Below are 21,747 nucleotides of genomic sequence, written 5' to 3'. Positions count from 1 at the left end.
CGAGGCCGCCCCCGCCGCCGAGGCGATCGCCGCCGCACCGCAAGCCGCCGACGATCCGGAAGCGAAGAAACGCGCGATCATCGCCGCCGCGCTGGAGCGCGCGCGCAAGAAGAAGGAAGAACTGGCCGCGAGCGGCGGCGCGCCGAAGAACACCGACAACGTCAGCCCGGCCGTACAGGCGCAGATCGACGCCGCCGAAGCGCGCCGCAAGCGCATCGAGGCCGAACGCCAGGCAGCCGGCGCCGCCCCCGACGCCGAACCGCCGGCCACGCCGCCCCGCACCGAATGAACGCCAACAAACGACGCGCGATCTACGAGACGCTGCAAAGCCTCAATCCGCACCCGACCACCGAGCTCGAATACACCACGCCGTTCGAACTCCTGATCGCGGTGCTGTTGTCGGCGCAGGCCACCGACGTGTCGGTCAACAAGGCGATGCGCAAGATGTTTCCGGTGGCGAACACGCCCGCGCAGGTGCTCGCACTCGGCGAGGCCGGCGTGACCGATTACATCAAGACGATCGGCCTCTACAAGACCAAGGCGAAGAACGTCGTCGCGACCTGCCGGATCCTGCTCGATCAATACGGCGGCGAGGTGCCGGCCGATCGCGAGGCGCTCGAAGGCCTGCCCGGCGTGGGCCGCAAGACCGCCAACGTGGTGCTGAACACGGCGTTCGGGCAGCCGACCATCGCCGTCGACACGCATATCTTCCGTGTCGCCAACCGCACCGGCCTCGCGCCCGGCAAGGACGTACGCGCCGTCGAGGCAGGGCTCGAGAAGTTCACGCCGGCCGAATTCCTGCAGGACGCGCATCACTGGCTGATCCTGCACGGCCGCTACGTCTGCAAGGCGCGCCGGCCCGAGTGCTGGCATTGCGCGATCGAGCCGCTCTGCGAATTCCGGCCCAAGACGCCGGCGCCGCTCGAGTAAATCGTTCGCAGCGCGAAGCAGTGCGTGAGTACGCGGCGGCTTCGGCCGCCGTTTTTGCGCCGGCTTGCAGGATCGGCGCGATTGTTTCGCAGTCCGAGCCGTCAGGCATTGGCCGTGGCAGTAGCCGCGTCGTCGGCCTTGCCGCCTGCCTTCACGAGCCACAGCACGGCCGTCAGCACCGCCACGCCGCCCGCCCACTGCATCGGCGAGAGCGCCTCGCCGAACAGCAGCGCCGCGAGGGCGACGGTCACCACCGGCTCCAGCGTCGACAGCATCGATGTGCGTGCCGCGCCCAGCAGCGCAAGCCCGGCGAAGAACGCCAGCATCGCGCCGACCGTCGACACCAGCGCGATACCGAGCAGTGCGAACCAGCTCGACGCGGCGTGCGGCCAATGCGGCGCGACGCCGAACGCGGCCAGCCGCACGAGCGCGATCAGCACGAACATCGCGGTGGCGGCCAGGCAGATGATCGCCGTGGTGGCGAGCGGATCGACGCCGCGCGTGGCGCGCGCGCCGGCCACGATATAGAGCGAATAGATCACGGCGGCGGCCAGCGACAGCGCGATGCCGAGCGGCTCGCCGTGCCCGCCGCCCACCATCAGCGCCGAACCGGCCACGCACAGCACCAGCGCCATCGCCTTCATGCGCGTGAGCCGCTCGCCGAGCCACCACGCGGCCAGCAACGTGACGAACGCCGGATACAGGTACAGCAGCAGCGCGACCAGGCTGGCCTGCGCATGCTGCAGCGCGGTGAAATAGCAGAACGATTGGCCGACATAGCCGATCGCGCCCATCGCGGCGATCCGCGCGCAGGCGCGGCGGCCGGGCCACGCCACGCCGCGGCGCCAGGCGATCAGGGCCAGCAGCGCGCCGCCCACGCCGAAACGGAAGATCAGCAGGCCCAGCACGTCGACGCCGCCCGCATACGCATAACGGCCGAAAATCGCCATCGCGCCGAACGCGGCGGCCGACAGCGCGACGATCAGGGCGCCGCGAACGGCGGTGGACGGCGAAGCCTGCGCGGCGGCGGTGCTCATGGGCGAACCTGCTGGGGCGGAACCACGGTGGAAGGGCTGAACGGCCAGCCGGCGATTCTAGCGAGCGCCGCGCCTGCCCGGTACTCAGGAAAGCGCGAAGCCCGGCCCGGCAGTGCGCGCCGCGGCGGCGTAGAATGGCCGCTTTCGCGGCACGTCGACCGCCCGCCAGAGTCCCCGAATCATGTTCAATCCGAGCCGCGACGAAGTGCGTCGCTTCTTCATCGACGCCCGCCGCAAACAGCGCCAGGGCGAAATCCTCACGCCGCTCGAGGCGATCGCCGCCGATTGGATCGTCGAGCACCCCGAATACCACGCGGAGCTCGACGACGATACCGAAGCCGGCGCCCGCGAATATCCGCCCGAAGCCGGCCGTACCAACCCGTTCCTGCATCTGTCGATGCATCTGGCGATCAGCGAGCAGTTGTCGATCGACCAGCCGCCCGGCATCCGCGCCGCGCACGAGAAGCTGGCGGCGCGCCTGCCGTCGGCACACGACGCGCAGCACGCGATCATGGAATGCCTGGGCGAGACGATCTGGGAGGCGCAGCGCACCAGCACGCCGCCCGATACGGACGCCTACCTGCAGCGGATCCTGCGCCGCGCCTCGCGCGACTGAGGCGCGGCGGCCTCGCCGCCCATCGCTCGCGCCCTGAAAAAATGCCCCGCCGAAGCGGGGCATTGCGTATTAGCGTCAGCCTCGGCGGGCGCTCATTTCTTGAACACCAGGCTGCCCGGCAGCGATTCCAGATAGGCCGCGATATCGTTCATGTCGCCGATCGACAGGCTCTGCACCTGCGCCTGCATGATCGCGTTGTTGCGGCCCAGCAGCGGGTTCGACAGGCCCATCTGGTATTGGCGCATCGCCCATACGAGGTAATCGGCGCGCTGCCCCGCGATGCGCGGATATTCGGCGTTGATCGGATTGTCGAGCTTGGTGCCGTGGCAGGCGGCGCAATTGTGCGTCTCGACGAGCTGCTTGCCCTTGGCCGCATCGGCCGCGTGCGCGGCGCCCGTCGCGAGGCAGGCGGCCAGCGCAAGCGCCGCCGCGATGCGCAATGCCGGTTGAGGCTGATTCATGGTGGCTCCTGTGCGGCTGAACGAACGCCAGCGCGGGCTTATTTATAGGGATTGATCTTCGAATCGGGCTTCTGGGCCGCGTAATACGCGGCGAGATCCGCGATGTCCTGGTCGGTCAGCGACGCGGCCACCGCGTTCATCGACGCGAAATGGCGGTCCTTCTTCCGGTACGCCTTCAGCGCGTTTTCCAGGTATTGCTGATTCTGCCCGCCCAGCAGCGGCACCCGATACACCTCGGGATACGCCGTGCGGTAATCTTCGATGCCATGACAGCCGATGCACATCGCAGCCTTGCCGGCCCCGTCCTTCGGGTTGCCTGCCGCCTGGGCCGCCGTCCCGGCGGACACCGCGAGCGCTACGATTACCGCGGCCACGACCTGTTTGCCGACGAAATTGTTCATAGCTTGTACCTAGCTTGAGGGGAAAACCTGTCGCCCGGTAAGGCAACGGACTGCGTCATTTTGCTTATAGATGAGACACGCAGGCCGAAAAGCGAGCCGATTGTAACGCGCTGCCGACGACGCAGTCCATCCGCGCCAGCCCTGCCCCGCAACCGCCCGCTCCGGCCCGCAAACCCCCACCGGACAACGCCCGCCACGATACCAAGGGGCGCCCCGACGCAACAGCGCCTTTGACTTATACTGGGATTTTTCGCAGGAAACAGGCCGCCATGCGCTTCGAAGGTTCCTCGCAATATGTCGCCACCGACGATCTCAAGCTCGCCGTCAACGCGGCGCTGACGCTGCAACGCCCGCTGCTCGTCAAGGGCGAGCCCGGCACCGGCAAGACCATGCTGGCCGAGGAAGTGGCGGCGGCGCTCGGCATGCCGCTGCTGCAATGGCACGTCAAGTCCACCACCAAGGCGCAGCAGGGCCTGTACGAATACGACGCCGTCTCGCGGCTGCGCGATTCGCAACTCGGCGACGAACGCGTCAAGGACATCGGCAACTACATCGTGCGCGGCGTGCTCTGGCAGGCCTTCGAAGCCGACGAACCGTGCGTGCTGCTGATCGACGAGGTCGACAAGGCCGACATCGAATTCCCGAACGACCTGCTGCGCGAGCTCGACCGCATGGAATTCCATGTGTACGAAACGCGCCAGATGGTGCGCGCCCGGCACCGGCCGCTCGTCATCATCACGTCGAACAACGAAAAGGAGCTGCCCGACGCGTTCCTGCGCCGCTGCTTCTTCCACTACATCCAGTTCCCCGATCCGTCGACGATGCAGCGCATCATCGAGGTTCACTATCCCGGCATCAAGCAGGCGCTGGTGCGCACCGCGCTGGAGAGCTTCTTCGAATTGCGCGGCGTGGCGGGGCTCAAGAAAAAACCTTCGACCTCCGAACTGCTCGACTGGCTGAAGCTGCTGCTGGCCGAGGACATCCCGCCCGAAGCGCTGCGCTCCACCGACCACAAGCTCGTGGTGCCGCCGCTGGCCGGCGCGCTGCTCAAGAACGAGCAGGACATGAGCCTGTTCGAGCGGCTCGTGCAGATGAACCGCCACAACCGCTGAGCCACGCCCAGCCGAGGAACCCGATCGTGCCCCGCCCCGCCTTCGCCACCGTGACCTGCGCACCCGCCGCGGGCGTTTCGCGATGCTGATCGATTTCTTCTATTCGCTGCGCGCGGCCAAGCTGCCCGTCTCGGTCAAGGAATACCTGATGCTGCTCGATGCGCTGCGTCAGGACGTGATTCCGCCGTCGATCGATGCGTTCTACTACCTGTCGCGCATGACGCTGGTGAAGGACGAGCAATATTTCGACCGCTTCGATCAGGCGTTCGGCGCGTATTTCCACGGCGTGGCCACGCTGCCCGCCGAGGCGTTCGAGATCCCGCCCGACTGGCTCGAAAAGAAGCTGCAACGCGAGCTGACGCCCGAGGAGCGCGCGCAGATCGAAGCGCTCGGCGGCCTCGACAAGCTGATGGCGCGCCTGCGCGAACTGTTCGACGAGCAGAAGGAACGCCACGAGGGCGGCAACAAATGGATCGGCACGGGCGGCACCTCGCCGTTCGGGCACGGCGGCTACAACCCGGAAGGCGTGCGGATCGGCGGGCCGTCGAACGGCAACCGCACCGCGCTGAAGGTGTGGGAAGCGCGCGGCTACCGCGATTACGACGATTCGGTCGAACTCGGCACGCGCAACATCAAGGTGGCGCTGCGCCGGCTGCGCCGCTTCGCGCGCGAGGGCGCGGCGGACCAGCTCGACCTGCCCGGCACGATCCGCAGCACGGCCGCCAACGCCGGCTGGCTCGACCTGCGCATGGTGCCCGAGCGGCACAACAACGTGAAGGTGCTGATGCTGCTCGACGTGGGCGGCTCGATGGACGATCACATCCAGCGCACCGAGGAACTGTTCTCGGCCGCCAAGGCCGAGTTCAAGCATCTCGAGTTCTATTACTTCCACAACTGCGTCTACGACTACCTGTGGAAGAACAACCGCCGCCGCCACGCCGAGCGCACGCCCACCTGGGATCTGCTCCACAAGTTCACGCCCGACTACAAGCTGATCTTCGTCGGCGACGCCACCATGAGCCCCTACGAGGTGGTGCAGCCCGGCGGCTCGGTCGAATACAACAACCCGGAGGCCGGCAGCGTCTGGCTGCGCCGGCTCGCCGACCAGTTCCCGCATCACGCCTGGCTCAACCCCGAGCCCGAGCGACTATGGGAATACCGGCAATCGGTGTCGATCATCCGCGATCTGCTCGGCGCGCGCATGTATCCGCTGACGCTGGCCGGGCTCGAATCGGCGATGCGGCAACTGAGCAAGTAGGCGCGCCGCACGCCGCCCTGGCCCCGCCCGGCGCATCTCGTCACCACAGGCGCCGCCGCTTTCCGTAATATCCCGGCTTCACCGGTTTCGCACGCCGCCGCCGATCCGCCCGGATCGCCGCGCGGCGCCCGGTTCGCCGCCCCCTCCCCGCTTCGGAGTGCTTGCACCATGAATCCGTCCCACGCGCCCGGTACGCCGCCGGCCGCTCCCGCCCCGCGTTTCTTCGCGGATACCTCGCTGTCGGCGCTGGTCGCCGGTTTCGTCGCGATGATGACGGGCTACACCAGCTCGCTGGTGCTGATGTTCCAGGCCGGCCGCGCGGCCCACCTGAGCGACGCGCAGATTTCCTCGTGGATCTGGGCGTTGTCGATCGGCATGGGCGTGACGACCGTCGGCCTGTCGCTGCGCTACCGCGCGCCGGTGGTGGTGGCCTGGTCCACGCCCGGCGCGGCGCTGCTGGTGGCCTCGCTGCCCGGCGTGCCGTACCCGTACGCGATCGGCGCGTTCGTGGTGTGCGCGCTGCTGCTGACGGCGATCGGCCTGAGCGGCGTGTTCGATTCGCTGATGCGCCGCATCCCGTCGGGCATCGCCGCCGCGCTGCTGGCCGGCATCCTGTTCGAGATCGGCATCGAGATCTTCCGCGCCGCGCAGTTCCAGACCGGCCTCGTGATCGCGATGTTCGTGACCTATCTCGTGATCAAGCGCTTCGCGCCGCGCTACGCGATCGTCGCCACGCTGGTGGCCGGCACCGCCGTGGCCGGCGCGCTCGGCCTGCTCGACTTCAGCCGGTTCCGGATCGCGTTCGCGCACCCGGTGCTGACCGTGCCGGCGTTCTCGCTGTCGGCCATCGTCAGCATCGGCATTCCGCTGTTCGTGGTGGCGATAGCCTCGCAGAACGTGCCCGGCATCGCCGTGCTGCGCGCCGACGGCTACACCACGCCGTCCTCGCCGCTGATCGCGAGCACCGGCCTCGCCTCGCTGGCGCTCGCGCCGTTCGGCTCGCACGGCGTCAACCTGGCCGCCATCACGGCCGCGATCTGCACCGGCCCCGAAGCTCACGAGAACCGCGCGCGGCGCTATCCGGCGGCGGTCTGGTGCGGCGTGTTCTATCTGGTGGCGGGCGTGTTCGGCGCGACCATCGCCGCGCTGTTCGACGCGCTGCCGAAGGCGCTGGTGGTGTCGGTGGCCGCGCTGGCGCTGTTCGGCTCGATCATGAGCGGCTTGACCAACGCGATGCAGGACGTCAAGCAGCGCGAGGCGGCGCTCGTCACGTTCATGACGACGGCCTCGGGCCTGACGCTGCTGTCGATCGGCCCGGCGTTCTGGGGGCTGGTGGCGGGCGTGATCACGCAGGTGGTGCTCAACGCGCGGCGCGCTTGAGGGCGATGGGTACGGGCGAGGCGTCGACCGGTGTTCCGGCGGCTCGACGCCGCCCCCCAACGCCTCGCCGCCTGCCCGGCTCGCCCTCGGAAACGCCCGCTGCCCTGGTCGGGGCCTTGACGGTTCGACGCTGCACCGCAACGTCCCAACGCCAGCGCCGTCCCGCCAGGCACGCTCGATGCTTCCCTTTTTGCGTTCGCCCCGTCACGTACGCTGCCCCGAATCGGGCCTAGAATAGAGGACTTCGGTCGCCGGCCCGCCCCCGTTCCAGGCGCGAGCCGCCGGCCTGCTTCGCCGCCGCGCTTTCGCCGCGCGGCCTTCCGTCGAACCCGGCGCGCTGCGCCTCTTCAACGATTCGCCATGACTACCGCACTCGACCAGCTGAAGCAGTACACGACCGTTGTCGCCGATACCGGCGATTTCCAGCAGCTCGCGCAGTATCAGCCGCAGGACGCGACCACCAATCCCTCGCTGATCCTGAAGGCGGTCCAGAAGGACGCCTACAAGCCGCTGCTCGAGAAGACCGTGCGCGATCACGCGGCCGAATCGACCGATGTCGTCATCGACCGCCTGCTGATCGCATTCGGCACCGAAATCCTCAAGATCATTCCGGGCCGCGTCTCGACCGAAGTCGACGCGCGCCTGTCGTTCGACACGCAACGCTCGATCGACAAGGGCCGCGAACTGATCCGTCTCTACGAAGCCGCCGGCATCGGCCGCGAGCGCGTGCTGATCAAGCTCGCCTCGACCTGGGAAGGCATCCGCGCCGCCGAGGTGCTGCAGAAGGAAGGCATCAAGTGCAACATGACGCTGCTGTTCTCGCTGGCCCAGGCCGCCGCCTGCGCCGAAGCGGGCGCGCAGCTGATCTCGCCGTTCGTCGGCCGCATCTACGACTGGTACAAGAAGCAGGCCGGCGCCGATTGGGATGAGGTCAAGAACGGCGGCGCGAACGATCCGGGCGTGCAGTCGGTGCGCCGCATCTACGCGTACTACAAGAAGTTCGGCTACCAGACGGAAGTGATGGGCGCGAGCTTCCGCACCGTCAGCCAGATCGTCGAACTGGCCGGCTGCGACCTGCTGACGATCAGCCCGGATCTGCTGCAGAAGCTGCACGACAGCAACGACACGGTCGAGCGCAAGCTGTCCGGCGACAGCAGCCAGGACGCCCCGGCCGAGCGCGTGGCGATCGACGAGGCGTCGTTCCGCTTCCAGCTGAACGACGATGCGATGGCCACCGAAAAGCTCGCCGAAGGCATTCGCGCGTTCTCGGCCGACGCGGTCAAGCTCGACGGCCTGATCGACGCGCTGCGCTGATCGGCGGGCGGCGCCGCCCGCCCGCTCCCGCCACGGCCGCCTCGCGCGGCCGTTGTCGTTTCTGCGGGTTCTCACACGGTTGCGCGGCTGCCGGCACGCTCTACAATGCCCGTCACGGAACGCATTCGCCGTTCCGCACCCGTAGTGTTCCGCAGGCCGAACGCGCCCGCCAAGGAGACGACGATGCAAGTGCAACCGTACCTGTTCTTCGGAGGCCGCTGCGACGAGGCGATCGCCTTCTATCGCAGCGCCGTCGGCGCGGAAGTCCAGATGTTGATGCGCTTCCGCGATGCGCCGCCGAACCCCGACCAGCCGATCGATCCGGCCTCGGCCGACAAGGTCATGCATGCGAACCTGCGCATCGGCGAATCGCAACTGATGTGCTCGGACGGCGACGTGCGGCCCGGCGCGCCGCAGCAGGTGCACGACGGCTATTCGCTGTCGCTGAACCCGGCCAGCGTGGAGGAAGGCAAGCGGATCTTCGCGGCGCTGGCCGACGGCGGCACGATCGCGATGCCGTTCGGGCAGACGTTCTGGGCGCTCGGCTTCGGCATGGTGCGCGACCGCTTCGGCGTGCACTGGATGGTCAACGTCGAGGATCCGGCCGCGCGGCCCTGAACGTCGTCCCGGCAAACCAACCGCGCCAACCGTATCGGCGACAAGGCCGGCCCCGCCGCACGCAGCGGGGCCGGCCTTTTTTCATGCGTTGTTTCGTCGTCCCGACGAAGCTGCGCTCAACCTTCCGCCACGTCGAAATAATCCTCGGGCCGCGTGCGATCCTCGGCGCGCGCCATGCCGATCGCGCGCACGGCCACGCTGACCACCACCGACACCACCAGATTGACGACCAGCGACCACACCGCCGCGTAACCGGGAATCGCCAGGCCGAACAGGTGGATCGTGAAGATCGAGCCGGCCAGCTTCAGCGAGATCGCCATCCAGGTGCCGCACACGATGCCGGCGGCCCAGCCTGCCAGCAGGCCGCGATGGTCGAGCACGCGCGTGTAGAGGCCCAGCACGATCGCCGGCAGCGTCTGGATGATCCAGATCCCGCCGAGCAACTGCAACTGGATCGCGTAGGTCAGCGGCAGGCCGAGGATGAACGCCACCGCGCCCACCTTGACGATCAGCGACACCAGCTTCGCGACGCTGGTTTCCTGATGCGGCGTCATGTTGCGGTTGAAGAACTCGCGGTGAATGTTGCGCGTGTAGAGGTTGGCCGCCGCGATCGACATGATCGCGGCCGGCACCAGCGCGCCGATCCCGATCGCCGCGAACGCCACGCCGACGAACCACGACGGGAAGAAATGCAGGAACAGCGCCGGCACCGCGAAGTTCGCGCCGTAGGCCTTGAAGTACGGCGCGAACTCGGGCATGTCCTTCACGCCCGAGGCCAGCGCCATGTAGCCGAGCAGCGCCAGCAGCCCGAGCACGAACGAATAGGCCGGTAGCATCGCCATGTTGCGGCGGATCGTATTGCCCGAGGCCGACGACAGGATCGCCGTGACCGAGTGCGGATAGAGGAACAGCGCGAGCGCCGAGCCCACCGCGAGCGTCGCGTAGGCGCTGTAGCCGTTCAGGCTCGACACGTCGGGCGCCTTCAGCATCAGCTTGGCCGGCGGCACCGTGCCGAAGATATGGCCGAAGCCGCCCAGTTGCGACGGGATCACGATGATGGCCGCGGCGATCGTCACGTAGATCAGGATGTCCTTGACGATCGCGATCATGGCCGGCGCGCGCAGCCCCGACGTGTACGTGTAGGCCGCCAGGATCGCGAACGCGATGATCAGCGGCAGATCGCCGAGCAGGCCGTGCGTGTCGAAGCCGAGCCCGCCGATCACCACCTCGATGCCCACCAGTTGCAGCGCGATGTACGGCATGGTGGCGACGATGCCGGTCACCGCCACGGCCAGCGCCAGCATCCGGCTGCCGTAGCGCGCGCCGACGAAATCGGCCGCGGTCACGTAGCCCTGGCGCTTGGCGATGCTCCACAGCTTCGGGAACACCACGAACGCGAACGGATAGATCAGGATCGTGTAGGGCAGCGCGAAGAAGCCCATCGCGCCGGCGCCGAACACCAGCGCGGGCACCGCCACGAACGTGTACGCGGTGTAGAGATCGCCGCCGAGCAGGAACCACGTGACGATCGTGCCGAAGCGCCGCCCGCCAAGGCCCCACTCGTCGAGATGGGCCAGATCGCCGCGCCGCCAGTGCGCGGCCACGAAGCCGAGGATCGTCACGCCGACGAAGAACAGCACGAAGACGACGGTTGCGGTCACGTTCATTGCCCGCCCTCCTTCGTGCCGCCGGCGCGCCAGCAATGCTTGGTCTTGCTGTAGACGAACGCGGTGATCGCCGCGCTGACGAACACCCAGGCGAGCTGATACCAGTAAAAGAATGGGAATCCGAACCATTGCGGTTCGACCTTGGCGTACGACGGCACCCAGATCATCGCCACCACCGGCAACACCAGCAACCAGAGCCAGCGCTTGGCGGCCCGGTTGGCCTTGGCTTCGTGAGCCATGACGTCTCCTCTCATGCCCGATTGTTTGGAGTCTTGAACGAGTAAGGCGGCGCGGGCGCACGCAGGCCGATCGGCGGCTGCGGATCCCGGCTTGCAGAGTATAAGAGCCGGAAAAACCGGCAGATACGCGGGCGAACCCGGAGCGGAGAACGCCGGGAGAAACGGCGCCGCGCACGATTGCGGCGGCGTAGACGAAACGGCCCGCGCCGGCCGGGAAACCGGCGGCGCGGGCCTGAGCGGCAGTTACCGCAATGCAGACGCTGCGGCGGACGCGGCGCAAACCGCGCCGCCGGTTGTCAGATCGTGAACGTGTCGGCGTCGCCGCCGGCCGATTGCTGGAACCCCTTGACCCATTTGCGGGCCGGCAGCTTCAGCGTGTCCTCGATCAGCGCCGCGCGTTCGTTCAGTTGTGCGTACGTCACCGACAGCGCCGGCCCGGAAAACGCGAACGCGATCCGGTTGCCGTCGTGCACTTCCGGCAGCGCGATCACGCGCTGGTCGAACGCCGCGTTCAGGTGCTTCATGTTGCGCTCGAAGCTCGGATGATCGCCGAACAGGTTGATGACGGCCACGCCGGCCTCGCTCAGGCAAGCGCGCGCGGCGCGATAGAACGCCACGCTGTCGAGCACGGGGCCGCGCGCGGTGGCGTCGTAGAGGTCGATCTGCAGCGCGCCGATGGTGCCGCGGTTGGCCGCATCGTTGACGAAATCCCAGGCGTCCATTTCATGCACGGTCAGGCGCGCGTCGTCGTGCGCCATCGCGAACATCGAATGCGCGGCCACGATCACGGCCGGATTCAGTTCGACCGCCTCGACGCGCGCGCGCGGCAGGTAGGCGTGCGCGAACTTGGTCAGCGCGCCGGTGCCGAGGCCGAGCTGAACGATGCGCTCGGGCGTGTCGAGGAACAGCAGCCAGGCCATCATCTGCTGCGCATATTCGAGTTCGATCGCGAGCGGCTTCGACAGGCGCATCGCGCCCTGCACCCATTCGGTGCCGAAGTGCAGGTAGCGCACGCCGCGCTCCTCGGAGAACGTCACGGGCGCGAAACGCGGCTTGCGCGGCGCTTCGATCACGGGTGCGTCGCTGAGGTCGTCGTGGTTCGCGCGCGATTTGGCGCGCACGCCGGCGTGCTTCGCAACGGCTTCGTCGGTTCGCGAATTGTCGCGGCGAAACGCGCGCGCCTCGGCGGACGCGCGTTTGATCAGTCGGGTCATCTGGATGGTTCGCGCGGGCTGCGCGACTCGGTGAGAACGGAAGGACGAGAGGATAGCACCGGCGCACGGGCTATCGAACGGCCGACTTGCACGAACATGGCATTTGCCGGACAATGCATCGCAATTGCAATGCACCGAATACGATCATGAAATCCGCCACTTTCCCCTCCATTCGGGTCGAACCGGAGCTGCGCGACGCCGCGGAAAATGTCCTCGGCGAAGGCGAAACGCTCTCGAGTTTCGTCGAGCAATCGATTCGCGAAGGCATCGAGCGTCGTCGCAGCCAAAGCGAGTTCATCGCCCGCGGCATCGCATCGCGCGACGCGGCGCGACGCACCGGCGACTACGTGCCGGCGTCCGACATGCTGGAGAAATTGGAGCGGCGGCTCGATGCGCTGCGCACCACGCGGGCAAAGGCTCGATGACGTATCAAGTCCGGTTTACGCGCGAGGCTTCGGACGATCTGAACCGTCTGTATGGCTTCATTGTCGAGCGCGACGACGCCGATATCGAACTCGCCACCCGTGCACTTGCCGCCATCGCCGCGGGAATCGCAACGCTGGAATCCTCGCCGTTCACGTGCCGCAAGGCACATGCGTCCATGCCGTTTTTACGGGAACTGATCATTCCGTTCGGGGCATCGGGCTACGTTGCGCTGTTCGAGATCGACGACGGTCAAACCGTGACGATCCTTGCCGTGCGCCATCAACGCGAAAGCGATTACCACTAAGCCGGCAGATACTGACGCAACGCCTCCCACGCCTGCCGCTTCGCGTCGTAAGGCATCGCCGCATAGGCTGGGCTGCTGGACGGCAAACGGACCAGCCGATATCGGTCGGCTCGCTCCCCCAGCGCCTTCACACCGATCTTTTCCGCGGTGCCGCCATTGAAGGCGATCGCCGCCAGATTCGGCAGCGTCTCGACGAGCGCCTGCAGGTCGTTGTTGGCAGGCTCGCGAATGCGGCTATCGAGGCTGCCGATGCGGCGCGCCTCGGCGACCACGTCCCACAAGCCGATCCGATGTTGCAGAAGCGTTTGCAGCCGCGCAGCGTAATCGAGATCGGCGAGCGGCAGGCCGATCGTGTCGCCGACGAGACGCCAGAAACGGTTCTGTGGGTGCGCGTAATAGCGGCTTTGCGCGAGCGAGACCTCGCCGGGCAAACTGCCGAGGATCAGCACGCGCGTCTCGTTATCCACGACGGGCGGGAAGCAGCGTTTCAGCGCGGGAAGATCGTCGTCGGCCGGCATGGTCGAGTCATCCGGCATTGGGGAGCGACATCGCCGGCGCACCGCCGATCACACGCCGCCACAACCCCGGCAGCATGCATTCGGTCACCATCAGCGGCGCGCGATGCCGCTCGAACACCGAACGGCGCGCGACGAACGCATGCGCCGCCGGCTCGCCCGCCGCCAGCGCCCGTTCGGCCAGCGCATGCACCGGATGCCCGGCGATCACGCGCCGGCTGACCAGCGCCGAGCGCCCGACCTGCGGATCGCTGTAGAGCAGCTCCGCGAGCGGCCGCGTGCGCAGCCGGCGGATCGCCTGCCACACGCCGCGGCTCGCGCCGAGCGGGGTCAGGCTGTGGGCGGCCACGCACGGTTCGCCGTCGACGCTCAGCACGACCTCGCGCACCCAGCACGCGCTGCGCGACGTCAATCCGAGCGCGGCAGGCTCGTCGGCCCAGGGCGTGGCCACCGCTTCGCGCGTCACCCGCACGCTCACGTTGCCGAGCGCGGCCAGATGCGCGGTCAGCGACCCGCCGCGCGTGAGCCAGTCCTTCTGCGCCGCGTGCAGGCCGGGGCGCGGGGGCGCGCTCCAGCCCGCGCCCGCCGCGTCGAATTGCACGCGCGGGCCGTGCATCAGGCGCCGCGCGACAGCAGCAGGGCGTTGGTGCGCTTGACGAAGGCCGCCGGATCTTCCAGCGAGCCGCCTTCGGCCAGCATCGCCTGATCGAACAGCAGGTGGCACCAGTCGGCGAAATCGGCGCCGTCGGCGTTCAACTGCTTGATCAGCGGATGCTCGGGGTTCACTTCGAGGATCGGCTGCATCGACGGCGCCTGCTGGCCTGCCGCCTTCAGCATGCGCTGCAGGTAGCCGCTCATGTCGTGATCGTCGGCCACCAGGCACGACGGCGAATCGGTCAGGCGGAACGTCACGCGCACTTCCTTGACCTTCTCGCCGAGCGTGGCCTGGATCTTCTCGACGATCGGCTTCATCGCCTCGCCGGTTTCCTCCTGGGCCTTCTTTTCCGCATCGTCGATCGCACCGAGATCGAGATCGCCGCGCGCCACGCTCGCGAGCGGCTTGCCGTCGAATTCGTTCAGGTACGACAGCATCCACTCGTCGACGCGGTCGGTCAGCAGCAGCACCTCGACGTCCTTCTTGCGGAACACTTCCAGATGCGGGCTGTGCTTCGCGGCCTGCCAGGCGTCGGCCGTGACGTAGTAGATCTTGCTTTGCTCGGGCTTCATGCGCGACACGTAGTCGGCCAGCGACACCGTCTGCTCGGCCGTATCGCCGTGCGTCGAGGCGAAGCGCAGCAGCTTGGCGATGCGCTCGCGGTTCGCGTTGTCCTCGCCCACGCCTTCCTTCAGCACCTGGCCGAACTCGTTCCAGAAGGTCTTGAACTTGTCCTTGCCGGCGTCCTCGTCCGAATTCGCGAGCTCTTCGAGCATCGACAGCACGCGCTTGGTCACGCCGTCGCGGATCGTGCGCACGTCACGGCTTTCCTGCAGGATTTCACGCGACACGTTCAGCGGCAGATCGGCCGAATCGACGATGCCCTTCACGAAGCGCAGGTATTGCGGCAGCAGTTGCTCGGCGTCGTCCATGATGAACACGCGCTTCACGTACAGCTTCAGACCGCCGCGGTAATCGCGGTTCCACATGTCGAACGGCGCGTGCGCGGGCACGTACAGCAGCTGCGTGTATTCGCTGCGGCCTTCGACGCGGTTGTGCGTCCAAGTGAGCGGATCCTGGTGATCGTGCGCGACGTGCTGGTAGAACTGCGTGTACTGCTCGTCGCTGATCTCGGATTTCGAACGCGTCCACAGCGCGCTCGCCTGGTTGATGGTTTCGTCCTCGTCCTTCGCGACCATCTCGCCCTTGTCCTGATCCCACTCTTCCTTCTGCATCAGGATCGGCAGGCCGACGTGGTCCGAGTATTTCTGGATGATCGACTTCAGCTTGTGCGACGACAGCAGGTCGTCCTCGCCCTCGCGCAGATGCAGCGTGATGGTGGTGCCGCGCTGCGTGCGCTCGATCGCGTCGACCGTGAAATCGCCCTCGCCCGCGCTTTCCCAGCGCACGCCTTCCGAGGCCGGCGCGCCGGCGCGGCGCGTTTCGACGGTGATGCGGTCGGCGACGATGAAGCCCGAGTAGAAGCCCACGCCGAACTGGCCGATCAGCGCGGCGTCGCGCTGCTGGTCGCCCGACAGCTTCGAGAAGAATTCCTTGGTGCCCGAGCGCGCGATCGTGCCGAGGTTGGCGATCGCCTCGTCGCGGCTCATGCCGATGCCGTTGTCGTCGATCGTCAGCGTGCGCGCGGCCTTATCGAAGCCGATGCGGATCCGCAGGTTCGGATCGTTTTCGTACAGGGCGCCGTTTTCGAGCGCCTCGAAACGGAGCTTGTCGGATGCGTCGGACGCGTTCGACACCAGTTCGCGCAGGAAAATTTCCTTGTTGCTGTACAGCGAATGGATCATCAGATGGAGGAGCTGCTTGACCTCCGCCTGGAAGCTCATCGTTTCATGTGCCATGTCGATTTTCCTGTGACTGATCGGTTGAATGGGTGCGGATCCGCATGCGGATCGTCTTCGGGCACCGAAATGGGGACGGCCGGGGGACTTTTCAAGACCCCACGGCCGGAGATGTTATCGATCCGGCCCCATCCGAACGGACAGGCGCCGGCGCGGCGCGGGATCGGGCGGCCTGAGGCGGCTCGAACCCGCCCAAGGCTGTCTCAGGCCGCGTCCAGTTCGCCGCGTTCGGCGTCGGCCGTGCGGCGCGGCACCGAATCGAGGTAGCGCGCGAGGAACCCGGCCAGCGCCGGATCGCCGCAATTGGCGACGTTGAAGCGTGTCCAGGTGGACGGCGACTGCTGCGGCGAGAACAGCCCGCCCGGCGTCAGCAGGAAGCCCTCCTCGTGCGCCGCGGCGGCCAGCGCGCTGGCGTCGGCGCCGGTGTCGGCCCACAGGAACATGCCGGCCGCCGGCATCGTGAACAGGCGCATGCCGACGCGCTCCAGCATCCGCGCGGTCTTGTCGCGCACGCCGTCGAGCCGCCCGCGCAGCCGCTCCACGTGGCGCCGGTAATGCCCCTCGGTCAGCACCTTGTAGAGCACGCGCTCGTTGAGCTCCGGGGTGGCCATGCCGGCCAGCATCTTCTGGTCGGTCAGCGCGTTGGCCATCTCGGGCGAGCCGGCCACGTAGCCCACGCGCAGGTTCGCCGCGAGCGTCTTGGAAAAGCTGCCGAGGTAGATCACGCGCTTCAGTTGATCGAGGCTCGCGAGCCGCGTGGCCGGATAGCGCGCCGGGCACAGGTCGCCGTAGATGTCGTCCTCCACCACCAGGAAATCGTAGGCCTCGGCGAGCCGCAGGATGCGGAACGCCTGCGCGGCCGACAACGACGTGCCGGTGGGGTTCTGCAACACCGAATTGATCACGAGCATCTTCGGCCGCCATTGCTGGACGAGCGTTTCGAGCGCGTCGAGATCGGGGCCGTCGGGCGTGTAGGGCATGCCCACCAGCCGCGCGCCCTGCGAGGCGAAGCGGCCGAACATCTGGAACCAGGCCGGATCGCCGACGATCACCGCGTCGCCGGGGCGCACGTAGAGCCGCGCGATCAGGTCGATGGCCTGCGTGATGCCGGACACCAGCACGATCTGCTCGGGCGACGCGCCGATCTCGACCTCGGCCAGCCGCGTCTGCAATTGCTGGCGCAGCGGCAGAAAGCCCTGCGCGCTGCCCAGGCCGAGCATCTGCGCGCCGCTCTGGCGGCCCAGCGCGCGCAGCGCGCCGGTGATCAGCTCGCCGTCGAGCCAGCGCGCCGGCAGATAGCCGAGCCCCGGCCCCTTTTCCGGGCTGACCGTGTGCAACATGTTGCGCAGCAGCCAGACCACGTCGAGCGTGTTGTCCACGGGCGCGGGCGGCACGTCCTTGCCGGGCCGGCCCGATTCGCCGGGCAGCGCGGCCGGCGTGCGTTCGCGCACGTAGAAGCCGGAGCCGCGCCGCGAATCGAGGTAGCCCTGCGCGACCAGCCGCTCGTAGGCCTCCACCACCGTGAAGCGCGACACGTTCTTGTCGACCGCGAGCTTGCGGATCGACGGCATCCGCATGCCGGGGCGGAACACCCGTTCGTCGATGCGGCGGCGCGCCCACTGCACGAGCTGGTCGACCAGCGTGAGCGTGGCGGTATCGTGCGGCGCGGGAATCTGGTCGAGCGGAACGGTGGACATCGCGGCCCCTTGAAACTGTACAGAAAAGTATCGCGCCGATTGTACCGTTACTGTTCCGGTTCGTGCGATTACAGTTTTCAGGTCGCCATCGGGCGGGCATGCGTTTTCGTTGCGCGGGCCCGTTCGACCGGCACGCGGTATTCGCCGGGGTCATCCGCACCGCGCCGTCGCCGGCGCGGGTACCGCACCGGCCCGGCCATCGGCCTATCAGCCGATACGGCTGCCACCGCCCTTCCCGCCGGACGCCATCCGTCCGTACCGCACCGCGCCGGCATACCGGGCCAGTTGCACGGGCCGGCAGCCGGAAGCCTCACGCACGCCCCCCGCATCGCCCGTTTTTGCCGAACCGAACACCGACATGACCGCACGACCGCTGAAACTCGACCACCTTGTGATTGCCGCGCGCACGCTCGACGAAGGCACGGCCTACGTCGCCGACACGCTCGGCGCGGAGCCGGCCGGCGGCGGTGCGCATCCGTTGATGCGCACCCACAACCGCCTGTTCGGGCTGTGGGGCGGCGCCTACCTCGAGGTGATCGCGATCGATCCCGACGCGCCGCAGCCCGCGGGCGTGCCGCGTCCGCGGCTGTTCGCGCTCGACGAGCCGGCCATGCACAAGCGCATCGCCAAGGGGCCGGCGCTGGTGCACTGGGTGGCGCGCGTGGAGCCGCCGCGCCACCTCGACGTCTGGCGCCGTCAATATCCCGAACGGATTCCGCCCGTGGTGCGGATGCGCCGCGGCGACTGGTCGTGGAGCCTGACCGTGCCGGCCGACGGCGCGTTCCCGCAGGCACCGGATCAACCGGCCGACGGCCTCGCGCCATCGCTGATCCAGTGGGATACGGCGCGCCATCCGTCCGACGCGCTGCCGCACGGCGACATCGCGCTGACCTCGCTGGCGGCCACGCATCCGGCCTCCGACGCGATCGCCACGCATCTCGACTGGCTCGGCGCGGGCAAGCTGCTGGCCGTTTCGGCCGGCCAGTCCGCCGGGCTGATCGCCAGCTTCGACACGCCGAAAGGCACACGCACGCTGCGCTGACGCGCCGTGCCCCTTCAACTCGACCGCAACCGCAAACCCCAATGTCCGATTCCCGCGAAACCCGCGGCATGCTGCTCGGCCTGCTCGGCGTGATGATCTTCAGCCTGACGCTGCCGATGACGCGCGTCGTCGTCACCGAATTCCACCCGCTGCTCAACGGCCTGGGCCGCGCGCTGGCCGCTGCCGTGCCGGCCGGGCTGCTGCTCTGGTGGCGCCGCGAGGCGCTGCCCACGCGCGCGCAACTGAAGAGTCTGGCGGTGGTGTCGGCCGGCGTGATCATCGCCTACCCGGTGTTCTCGGCCTGGTCGATGAAGACGGTGCCGGCCTCGCACGGCGCGGTGGTCAACGGCCTGCAGCCGCTGCTGGTGGCGATCTACGCCGCCTGGCTGTCGCGCGAGCGGCCGTCGCGCGGCTTCTGGCTCGCGGCGCTGGCCGGCAGCGCGCTGGTGATCGCCTACGCGCTGCGCGACGGCGGCGGCAAGCCGCAGATGGGCGACCTGCTGATGCTGGTGGCCGTGCTGATCGGCGCGCTCGGCTATGCCGAAGGCGCGCGGCTCGCCAAGCAGATCGGCGGCTGGCAGGTGATCTGCTGGGCGCTCGTGGTGTCCGCGCCGTTCCTCGTGCTGCCGGTGGGCTGGCTCGCCTGGGAACACAACCTGACGCACCCCGAGCCGGCCCGGCTCGCCACTTGGCTCGCGTTTGGCTACGTGACCGTGTTCTCGCAATTCCTTGGCTTCTTCGCCTGGTACGCGGGCCTCGCGATGGGCGGCATCGCGCGCGTCGGCCAGGTGCAACTGCTGCAGATCTTCTTCACGATCGCGTTTTCCGCGCTGCTGTTCGGCGAGCCCGTCGCGCCGTCCACCTGGCTGTTCGCGGCAGCCGTGATCGCCACCGTCGTGCTCGGCCGCCGTTCGGCCGTGCGCACCCTGTCCCAACCCGCCCGCGCAAGCTGAGCCGCGAGCGATACTCTCCCTTTTGCCCCGAACGATCGAGGACACCATGAACCCGAGCGACCTGCCCCAACCGAACTGGCCCCTCTCCCAACGCGCCCGCAAGCTGACCAGCTCCGCCATCCGCGAGATCCTGAAGGTCACGGAGCGTCCCGAGGTCATTTCGTTCGCGGGCGGGCTGCCGTCGCCGGCCACGTTCCCGGCCGAGCGCGTACGCGAGGCCGCCGACCGCGTGCTGCGCGATGCGCCGGCCGCGGCGCTCCAGTACAGCGCCACCGAAGGCTTCCTGCCGCTGCGCGAATGGGTGGCCGAACGCTATCGCGTGCGCGCCACCCAGGTGCTGATCACCACCGGCTCGCAGCAGGCGCTCGACCTGCTCGGCAAGACGCTGATCGATCCGGGCAGCCGCGTGCTGGTGGAAACGCCCACCTACCTGGGCGCGCTGCAATCGTTCTCGATGTACGAGCCGAGCTACGTGCAGGTGGCGAGCGACGAGTCCGGCCTGGTGCCCGAGGCGCTCACGCCCGAGCTGACGCGCGATGCGCGCGCGCTCTACGCGCAGCCGAACTTCCAGAACCCCACCGGCCGCCGCATGCCGCTCGAACGCCGCCGTGCGCTGGCCGCGTTCGCGCAGACCAGCCCGTTCCCGGTGCTGGAGGACGATCCGTACGGCGCGCTGAACTACCAGGGCGAGCCGCTGCCGACCATGCTGTCGATGGCGCCCGATCACATCGTCCACATGGGCAGCTTCTCGAAGGTGCTGTCGCCCGGCGTGCGGATCGGCTACGTGATCGCGCCCGAGGCGCTGCACTTCAAGCTCGTGCAGGCCAAGCAGGCCACCGACCTGCACACGCCGTCGCTGACCCAGCGCATCGCCTATGAAGTGATCCGCGACGGCTTTCTCGACACGCATATTCCGAGCATCCGCGCGCTGTATGCCGCACAATGCGACGCGATGCTCGGCTCGCTCGCGCGCCACATGCCGACAGGCGTGACCTGGAACCGCCCGGAAGGCGGGATGTTCGTCTGGGTGCAACTGCCGGCCGGCATCGACAGCATGGCGCTGCTCGACGCCGCGATCGCGCAAAATGTCGCGTTCGTGCCGGGCGCGCCGTTCTTCGCCGACGACGCGCAGTCGAACACGCTGCGCCTGTCGTTCGTGACGGTGCCGCCCGAGCAGATCGAGGAAGGCGTGGCCCGCCTCGGCAAGCTGCTGCGCGAACGCATCGCATCCTGAACCGCCTGACATTCATTCACACGAGGACACACCGCAAATGGCAAACGTCTACGACACACTGAAGGCTCTCGGCATCGAACTCCCGAACGCGGGCGCCCCCGCCGCCGCTTACGTGATGAGCGCGCAAAGCGGCAACACCGTCTACCTGTCGGGCCACATCGCCAAGAAGGACGGCAAGGTGTGGGCCGGCAAGCTCGGCGCCGATCTCTCGACCGACGACGGCAAGCTGGCCGCGCGCAACGTGGCGATCGACCTGCTGGCCACGCTGCACGCGCACACGGGCGACCTCAACAAGGTCAAGCGCATCGTCAAGCTGATGAGCCTCGTCAACTCGACGCTCGAATTCACCGAGCAGCACCTGGTGACGAACGGCGCGTCGGAACTGATCGCCGAGGTGTTCGGCGACGCCGGCAAGCATGCGCGCTCGGCGTTCGGCGTGGCGCAGATCCCGCTCGGCGCGTGCGTCGAGATCGAACTGATCGCCGAAGTCGAATGACGGCCCGGCGCGTTCGCTTCAAGCAGGTCGACGTCTTCACGGCCACGCCGTTTCGCGGCAATCCGCTGGCGGTGATCTTCGACGCCGACGCGCTGTCGGACGCCGACATGCAGGCGATCGCGCGCTGGACCAACCTGTCGGAGACGACCTTCGTCTGCACCCCGACCGATCCGGCCGCCGATTACCGCGTGCGGATCTTCACGACGGGCGGCGAACTGCCGTTCGCCGGCCATCCGACGCTCGGCACCGCGCACGCGGTGCGCGAGGCGGGCCTCGTGCCGCGCGCGCCGGGGCGGCTCGTTCAGCAATGCGGCGCCGA

General features: G+C 68.2%; 24 protein-coding genes and 1 pseudogene. 15 read left to right on the top strand and 10 right to left on the bottom strand.

The features are described 5' to 3' along the window. A pseudogene (locus G3N92_RS15845) lies at positions 1-289 on the top strand (electron transport complex subunit RsxB); the annotation flags it as partial. Then, positions 286-930 (top strand): endonuclease III, encoded by a 645-nt coding sequence (gene nth, locus G3N92_RS15840; protein ID WP_206128482.1) that lies wholly within the window; start codon positions 286-288, stop codon positions 928-930. The pseudogene G3N92_RS15845 and the gene nth, both read left to right, overlap by 4 nt. A gap of 101 nt (positions 931-1,031) precedes the next feature. On the opposite strand, the gene G3N92_RS15835 is transcribed toward nth, so the two are convergent. Next, complete coding sequence (locus tag G3N92_RS15835) at positions 1,032-1,967, bottom strand: DMT family transporter (protein WP_206128481.1); 936 nt, start codon at positions 1,965-1,967, stop codon at positions 1,032-1,034. 181 nt (positions 1,968-2,148) lie between these two features. Here G3N92_RS15835 and G3N92_RS15830 point away from each other — a divergent pair, with 181 nt between their 5' ends. Then, complete coding sequence (locus G3N92_RS15830; protein WP_206128480.1) at positions 2,149-2,583, top strand: DUF1841 family protein; 435 nt, start codon at positions 2,149-2,151, stop codon at positions 2,581-2,583. A 92-nt stretch (positions 2,584-2,675) separates the two neighbouring features. Here G3N92_RS15830 and G3N92_RS15825 read toward each other — a convergent pair whose 3' ends face one another. After that, a complete protein-coding gene (locus tag G3N92_RS15825; RefSeq protein WP_206128479.1) occupies positions 2,676-3,044 on the bottom strand; it encodes a c-type cytochrome in 369 nt (122 codons plus the stop codon). A gap of 38 nt (positions 3,045-3,082) precedes the next feature. Further along, entirely contained in the window at positions 3,083-3,445 is a 363-nt protein-coding gene (locus G3N92_RS15820) for a c-type cytochrome (RefSeq protein ID WP_206128478.1), read from the bottom strand. Between the two features lie 269 nt (positions 3,446-3,714). Here G3N92_RS15820 and G3N92_RS15815 point away from each other — a divergent pair, with 269 nt between their 5' ends. The 5 genes from G3N92_RS15815 to G3N92_RS15795 all read left to right on the top strand — a co-directional run bounded on the left by G3N92_RS15815 (position 3,715) and on the right by G3N92_RS15795 (position 9,127). Further along, a complete protein-coding gene (locus G3N92_RS15815; protein WP_206128477.1) occupies positions 3,715-4,557 on the top strand; it encodes a MoxR family ATPase in 843 nt (280 codons plus the stop codon). Positions 4,558-4,639: 82 nt separating this feature from the next. Continuing rightward, positions 4,640-5,815, top strand: coding sequence for a VWA domain-containing protein (locus G3N92_RS15810; RefSeq protein WP_206128476.1), 1,176 nt, complete (start codon positions 4,640-4,642; stop codon positions 5,813-5,815). Between the two features lie 168 nt (positions 5,816-5,983). Further along, the gene (locus tag G3N92_RS15805; protein WP_206128475.1) at positions 5,984-7,195 is read left to right on the top strand and encodes a benzoate/H(+) symporter BenE family transporter; all 1,212 of its coding nucleotides are present in this window, start codon (positions 5,984-5,986) and stop codon (positions 7,193-7,195) included. A 360-nt stretch (positions 7,196-7,555) separates the two neighbouring features. Further along, positions 7,556-8,509, top strand: coding sequence for a transaldolase (gene tal / locus G3N92_RS15800; protein ID WP_206128474.1), 954 nt, complete (start codon positions 7,556-7,558; stop codon positions 8,507-8,509). Positions 8,510-8,692: 183 nt separating this feature from the next. Next, positions 8,693-9,127 carry a VOC family protein gene (locus G3N92_RS15795; protein ID WP_206128473.1) on the top strand — a complete coding sequence of 145 codons (435 nt, stop codon included), beginning with the start codon at positions 8,693-8,695 and terminating at the stop codon, positions 9,125-9,127. A gap of 116 nt (positions 9,128-9,243) precedes the next feature. Here G3N92_RS15795 and G3N92_RS15790 read toward each other — a convergent pair whose 3' ends face one another. The 3 genes from G3N92_RS15790 to G3N92_RS15780 all read right to left on the bottom strand — a co-directional run bounded on the left by G3N92_RS15790 (position 9,244) and on the right by G3N92_RS15780 (position 12,247). Then, entirely contained in the window at positions 9,244-10,794 is a 1,551-nt protein-coding gene (locus G3N92_RS15790) for a sodium:solute symporter family protein (protein ID WP_206128472.1), read from the bottom strand. After that, positions 10,791-11,033, bottom strand: coding sequence for a DUF3311 domain-containing protein (locus G3N92_RS15785; RefSeq protein WP_206128471.1), 243 nt, complete (start codon positions 11,031-11,033; stop codon positions 10,791-10,793). Before G3N92_RS15785 ends, G3N92_RS15790 begins: the two co-directional genes overlap by 4 nt. Positions 11,034-11,329: 296 nt before the next feature. Then, positions 11,330-12,247 carry a spermidine synthase gene (locus G3N92_RS15780; RefSeq protein ID WP_206128470.1) on the bottom strand — a complete coding sequence of 306 codons (918 nt, stop codon included), beginning with the start codon at positions 12,245-12,247 and terminating at the stop codon, positions 11,330-11,332. Between the two features lie 146 nt (positions 12,248-12,393). On the opposite strand from G3N92_RS15780, the gene G3N92_RS15775 reads away from it, so the two are divergent. Continuing rightward, positions 12,394-12,672 carry a YlcI/YnfO family protein gene (locus G3N92_RS15775; protein ID WP_206128469.1) on the top strand — a complete coding sequence of 93 codons (279 nt, stop codon included), beginning with the start codon at positions 12,394-12,396 and terminating at the stop codon, positions 12,670-12,672. Beyond that, a complete protein-coding gene (locus tag G3N92_RS15770; RefSeq protein ID WP_206128468.1) occupies positions 12,669-12,977 on the top strand; it encodes a type II toxin-antitoxin system RelE/ParE family toxin in 309 nt (102 codons plus the stop codon). The genes G3N92_RS15775 and G3N92_RS15770 overlap by 4 nt, the downstream gene beginning before the upstream one ends. On the opposite strand, the gene G3N92_RS15765 is transcribed toward G3N92_RS15770, so the two are convergent. From G3N92_RS15765 to G3N92_RS15750, 4 genes are all read right to left on the bottom strand, one after another. Further along, positions 12,974-13,495 (bottom strand): DNA-deoxyinosine glycosylase, encoded by a 522-nt coding sequence (locus tag G3N92_RS15765; protein WP_206128467.1) that lies wholly within the window; start codon positions 13,493-13,495, stop codon positions 12,974-12,976. The genes G3N92_RS15770 and G3N92_RS15765 overlap by 4 nt on opposite strands. 7 nt (positions 13,496-13,502) lie before the next feature. Continuing rightward, positions 13,503-14,108 carry a chorismate lyase gene (locus tag G3N92_RS15760; protein ID WP_206128466.1) on the bottom strand — a complete coding sequence of 202 codons (606 nt, stop codon included), beginning with the start codon at positions 14,106-14,108 and terminating at the stop codon, positions 13,503-13,505. Further along, a complete protein-coding gene (htpG, locus tag G3N92_RS15755; protein ID WP_206128465.1) occupies positions 14,108-16,006 on the bottom strand; it encodes a molecular chaperone HtpG in 1,899 nt (632 codons plus the stop codon). The genes G3N92_RS15760 and htpG overlap by 1 nt, the downstream gene beginning before the upstream one ends. Before the next feature lie 203 nt (positions 16,007-16,209). Beyond that, positions 16,210-17,703, bottom strand: a complete 1,494-nt coding sequence (locus tag G3N92_RS15750; protein WP_206128464.1) for a PLP-dependent aminotransferase family protein — start codon at positions 17,701-17,703, stop codon at positions 16,210-16,212. Between the two features lie 358 nt (positions 17,704-18,061). Between G3N92_RS15750 and G3N92_RS15745 the strand changes: the two genes are divergently transcribed. The 5 genes from G3N92_RS15745 to G3N92_RS15725 all read left to right on the top strand — a co-directional run. Then, positions 18,062-18,745: a VOC family protein gene (locus G3N92_RS15745; protein WP_206128463.1), complete on the top strand. Its 684-nt coding sequence runs from the start codon at positions 18,062-18,064 to the stop codon at positions 18,743-18,745. Positions 18,746-18,786: 41 nt separating this feature from the next. Then, positions 18,787-19,698: a DMT family transporter gene (locus G3N92_RS15740; protein WP_206128462.1), complete on the top strand. Its 912-nt coding sequence runs from the start codon at positions 18,787-18,789 to the stop codon at positions 19,696-19,698. Positions 19,699-19,744: 46 nt separating this feature from the next. Beyond that, the gene (locus G3N92_RS15735; protein ID WP_206128461.1) at positions 19,745-20,932 is read left to right on the top strand and encodes a PLP-dependent aminotransferase family protein; all 1,188 of its coding nucleotides are present in this window, start codon (positions 19,745-19,747) and stop codon (positions 20,930-20,932) included. A gap of 37 nt (positions 20,933-20,969) precedes the next feature. Then, positions 20,970-21,428, top strand: coding sequence for a RidA family protein (locus G3N92_RS15730; protein ID WP_206128460.1), 459 nt, complete (start codon positions 20,970-20,972; stop codon positions 21,426-21,428). Beyond that, positions 21,425-21,747, top strand: a 323-nt coding sequence (locus G3N92_RS15725; protein WP_206128459.1) for a PhzF family phenazine biosynthesis isomerase, incomplete at its 3' end; no start/stop codon positions are given. The genes G3N92_RS15730 and G3N92_RS15725, both read left to right, overlap by 4 nt.

Origin of the sequence: Burkholderia sp. Ac-20379, assembly GCF_017104645.1 — a bacterium.
Taxonomy (GTDB): Bacteria; Pseudomonadota; Gammaproteobacteria; order Burkholderiales; family Burkholderiaceae; genus Burkholderia.
Note: the sequence above shows the minus strand (reverse complement) of the source record. Positions and strands in the feature narration are given on the sequence as shown.

Coding starts and splice junctions, on each gene's coding strand:
- nth (WP_206128482.1), top strand. CDS start 286: ATGAACGCCAACAAACGACGCGCGATCTACGAGACGCTGCAAAGCCTC.
- G3N92_RS15835 (WP_206128481.1), bottom strand. CDS start 1,967: ATGAGCACCGCCGCCGCGCAGGCTTCGCCGTCCACCGCCGTTCGCGGC.
- G3N92_RS15830 (WP_206128480.1), top strand. CDS start 2,149: ATGTTCAATCCGAGCCGCGACGAAGTGCGTCGCTTCTTCATCGACGCC.
- G3N92_RS15825 (WP_206128479.1), bottom strand. CDS start 3,044: ATGAATCAGCCTCAACCGGCATTGCGCATCGCGGCGGCGCTTGCGCTG.
- G3N92_RS15820 (WP_206128478.1), bottom strand. CDS start 3,445: ATGAACAATTTCGTCGGCAAACAGGTCGTGGCCGCGGTAATCGTAGCG.
- G3N92_RS15815 (WP_206128477.1), top strand. CDS start 3,715: ATGCGCTTCGAAGGTTCCTCGCAATATGTCGCCACCGACGATCTCAAG.
- G3N92_RS15810 (WP_206128476.1), top strand. CDS start 4,640: ATGCTGATCGATTTCTTCTATTCGCTGCGCGCGGCCAAGCTGCCCGTC.
- G3N92_RS15805 (WP_206128475.1), top strand. CDS start 5,984: ATGAATCCGTCCCACGCGCCCGGTACGCCGCCGGCCGCTCCCGCCCCG.
- tal (WP_206128474.1), top strand. CDS start 7,556: ATGACTACCGCACTCGACCAGCTGAAGCAGTACACGACCGTTGTCGCC.
- G3N92_RS15795 (WP_206128473.1), top strand. CDS start 8,693: ATGCAAGTGCAACCGTACCTGTTCTTCGGAGGCCGCTGCGACGAGGCG.
- G3N92_RS15790 (WP_206128472.1), bottom strand. CDS start 10,794: ATGAACGTGACCGCAACCGTCGTCTTCGTGCTGTTCTTCGTCGGCGTG.
- G3N92_RS15785 (WP_206128471.1), bottom strand. CDS start 11,033: ATGGCTCACGAAGCCAAGGCCAACCGGGCCGCCAAGCGCTGGCTCTGG.
- G3N92_RS15780 (WP_206128470.1), bottom strand. CDS start 12,247: ATGACCCGACTGATCAAACGCGCGTCCGCCGAGGCGCGCGCGTTTCGC.
- G3N92_RS15775 (WP_206128469.1), top strand. CDS start 12,394: ATGAAATCCGCCACTTTCCCCTCCATTCGGGTCGAACCGGAGCTGCGC.
- G3N92_RS15770 (WP_206128468.1), top strand. CDS start 12,669: ATGACGTATCAAGTCCGGTTTACGCGCGAGGCTTCGGACGATCTGAAC.
- G3N92_RS15765 (WP_206128467.1), bottom strand. CDS start 13,495: ATGCCGGCCGACGACGATCTTCCCGCGCTGAAACGCTGCTTCCCGCCC.
- G3N92_RS15760 (WP_206128466.1), bottom strand. CDS start 14,108: ATGCACGGCCCGCGCGTGCAATTCGACGCGGCGGGCGCGGGCTGGAGC.
- htpG (WP_206128465.1), bottom strand. CDS start 16,006: ATGGCACATGAAACGATGAGCTTCCAGGCGGAGGTCAAGCAGCTCCTC.
- G3N92_RS15750 (WP_206128464.1), bottom strand. CDS start 17,703: ATGTCCACCGTTCCGCTCGACCAGATTCCCGCGCCGCACGATACCGCC.
- G3N92_RS15745 (WP_206128463.1), top strand. CDS start 18,062: ATGACCGCACGACCGCTGAAACTCGACCACCTTGTGATTGCCGCGCGC.
- G3N92_RS15740 (WP_206128462.1), top strand. CDS start 18,787: ATGTCCGATTCCCGCGAAACCCGCGGCATGCTGCTCGGCCTGCTCGGC.
- G3N92_RS15735 (WP_206128461.1), top strand. CDS start 19,745: ATGAACCCGAGCGACCTGCCCCAACCGAACTGGCCCCTCTCCCAACGC.
- G3N92_RS15730 (WP_206128460.1), top strand. CDS start 20,970: ATGGCAAACGTCTACGACACACTGAAGGCTCTCGGCATCGAACTCCCG.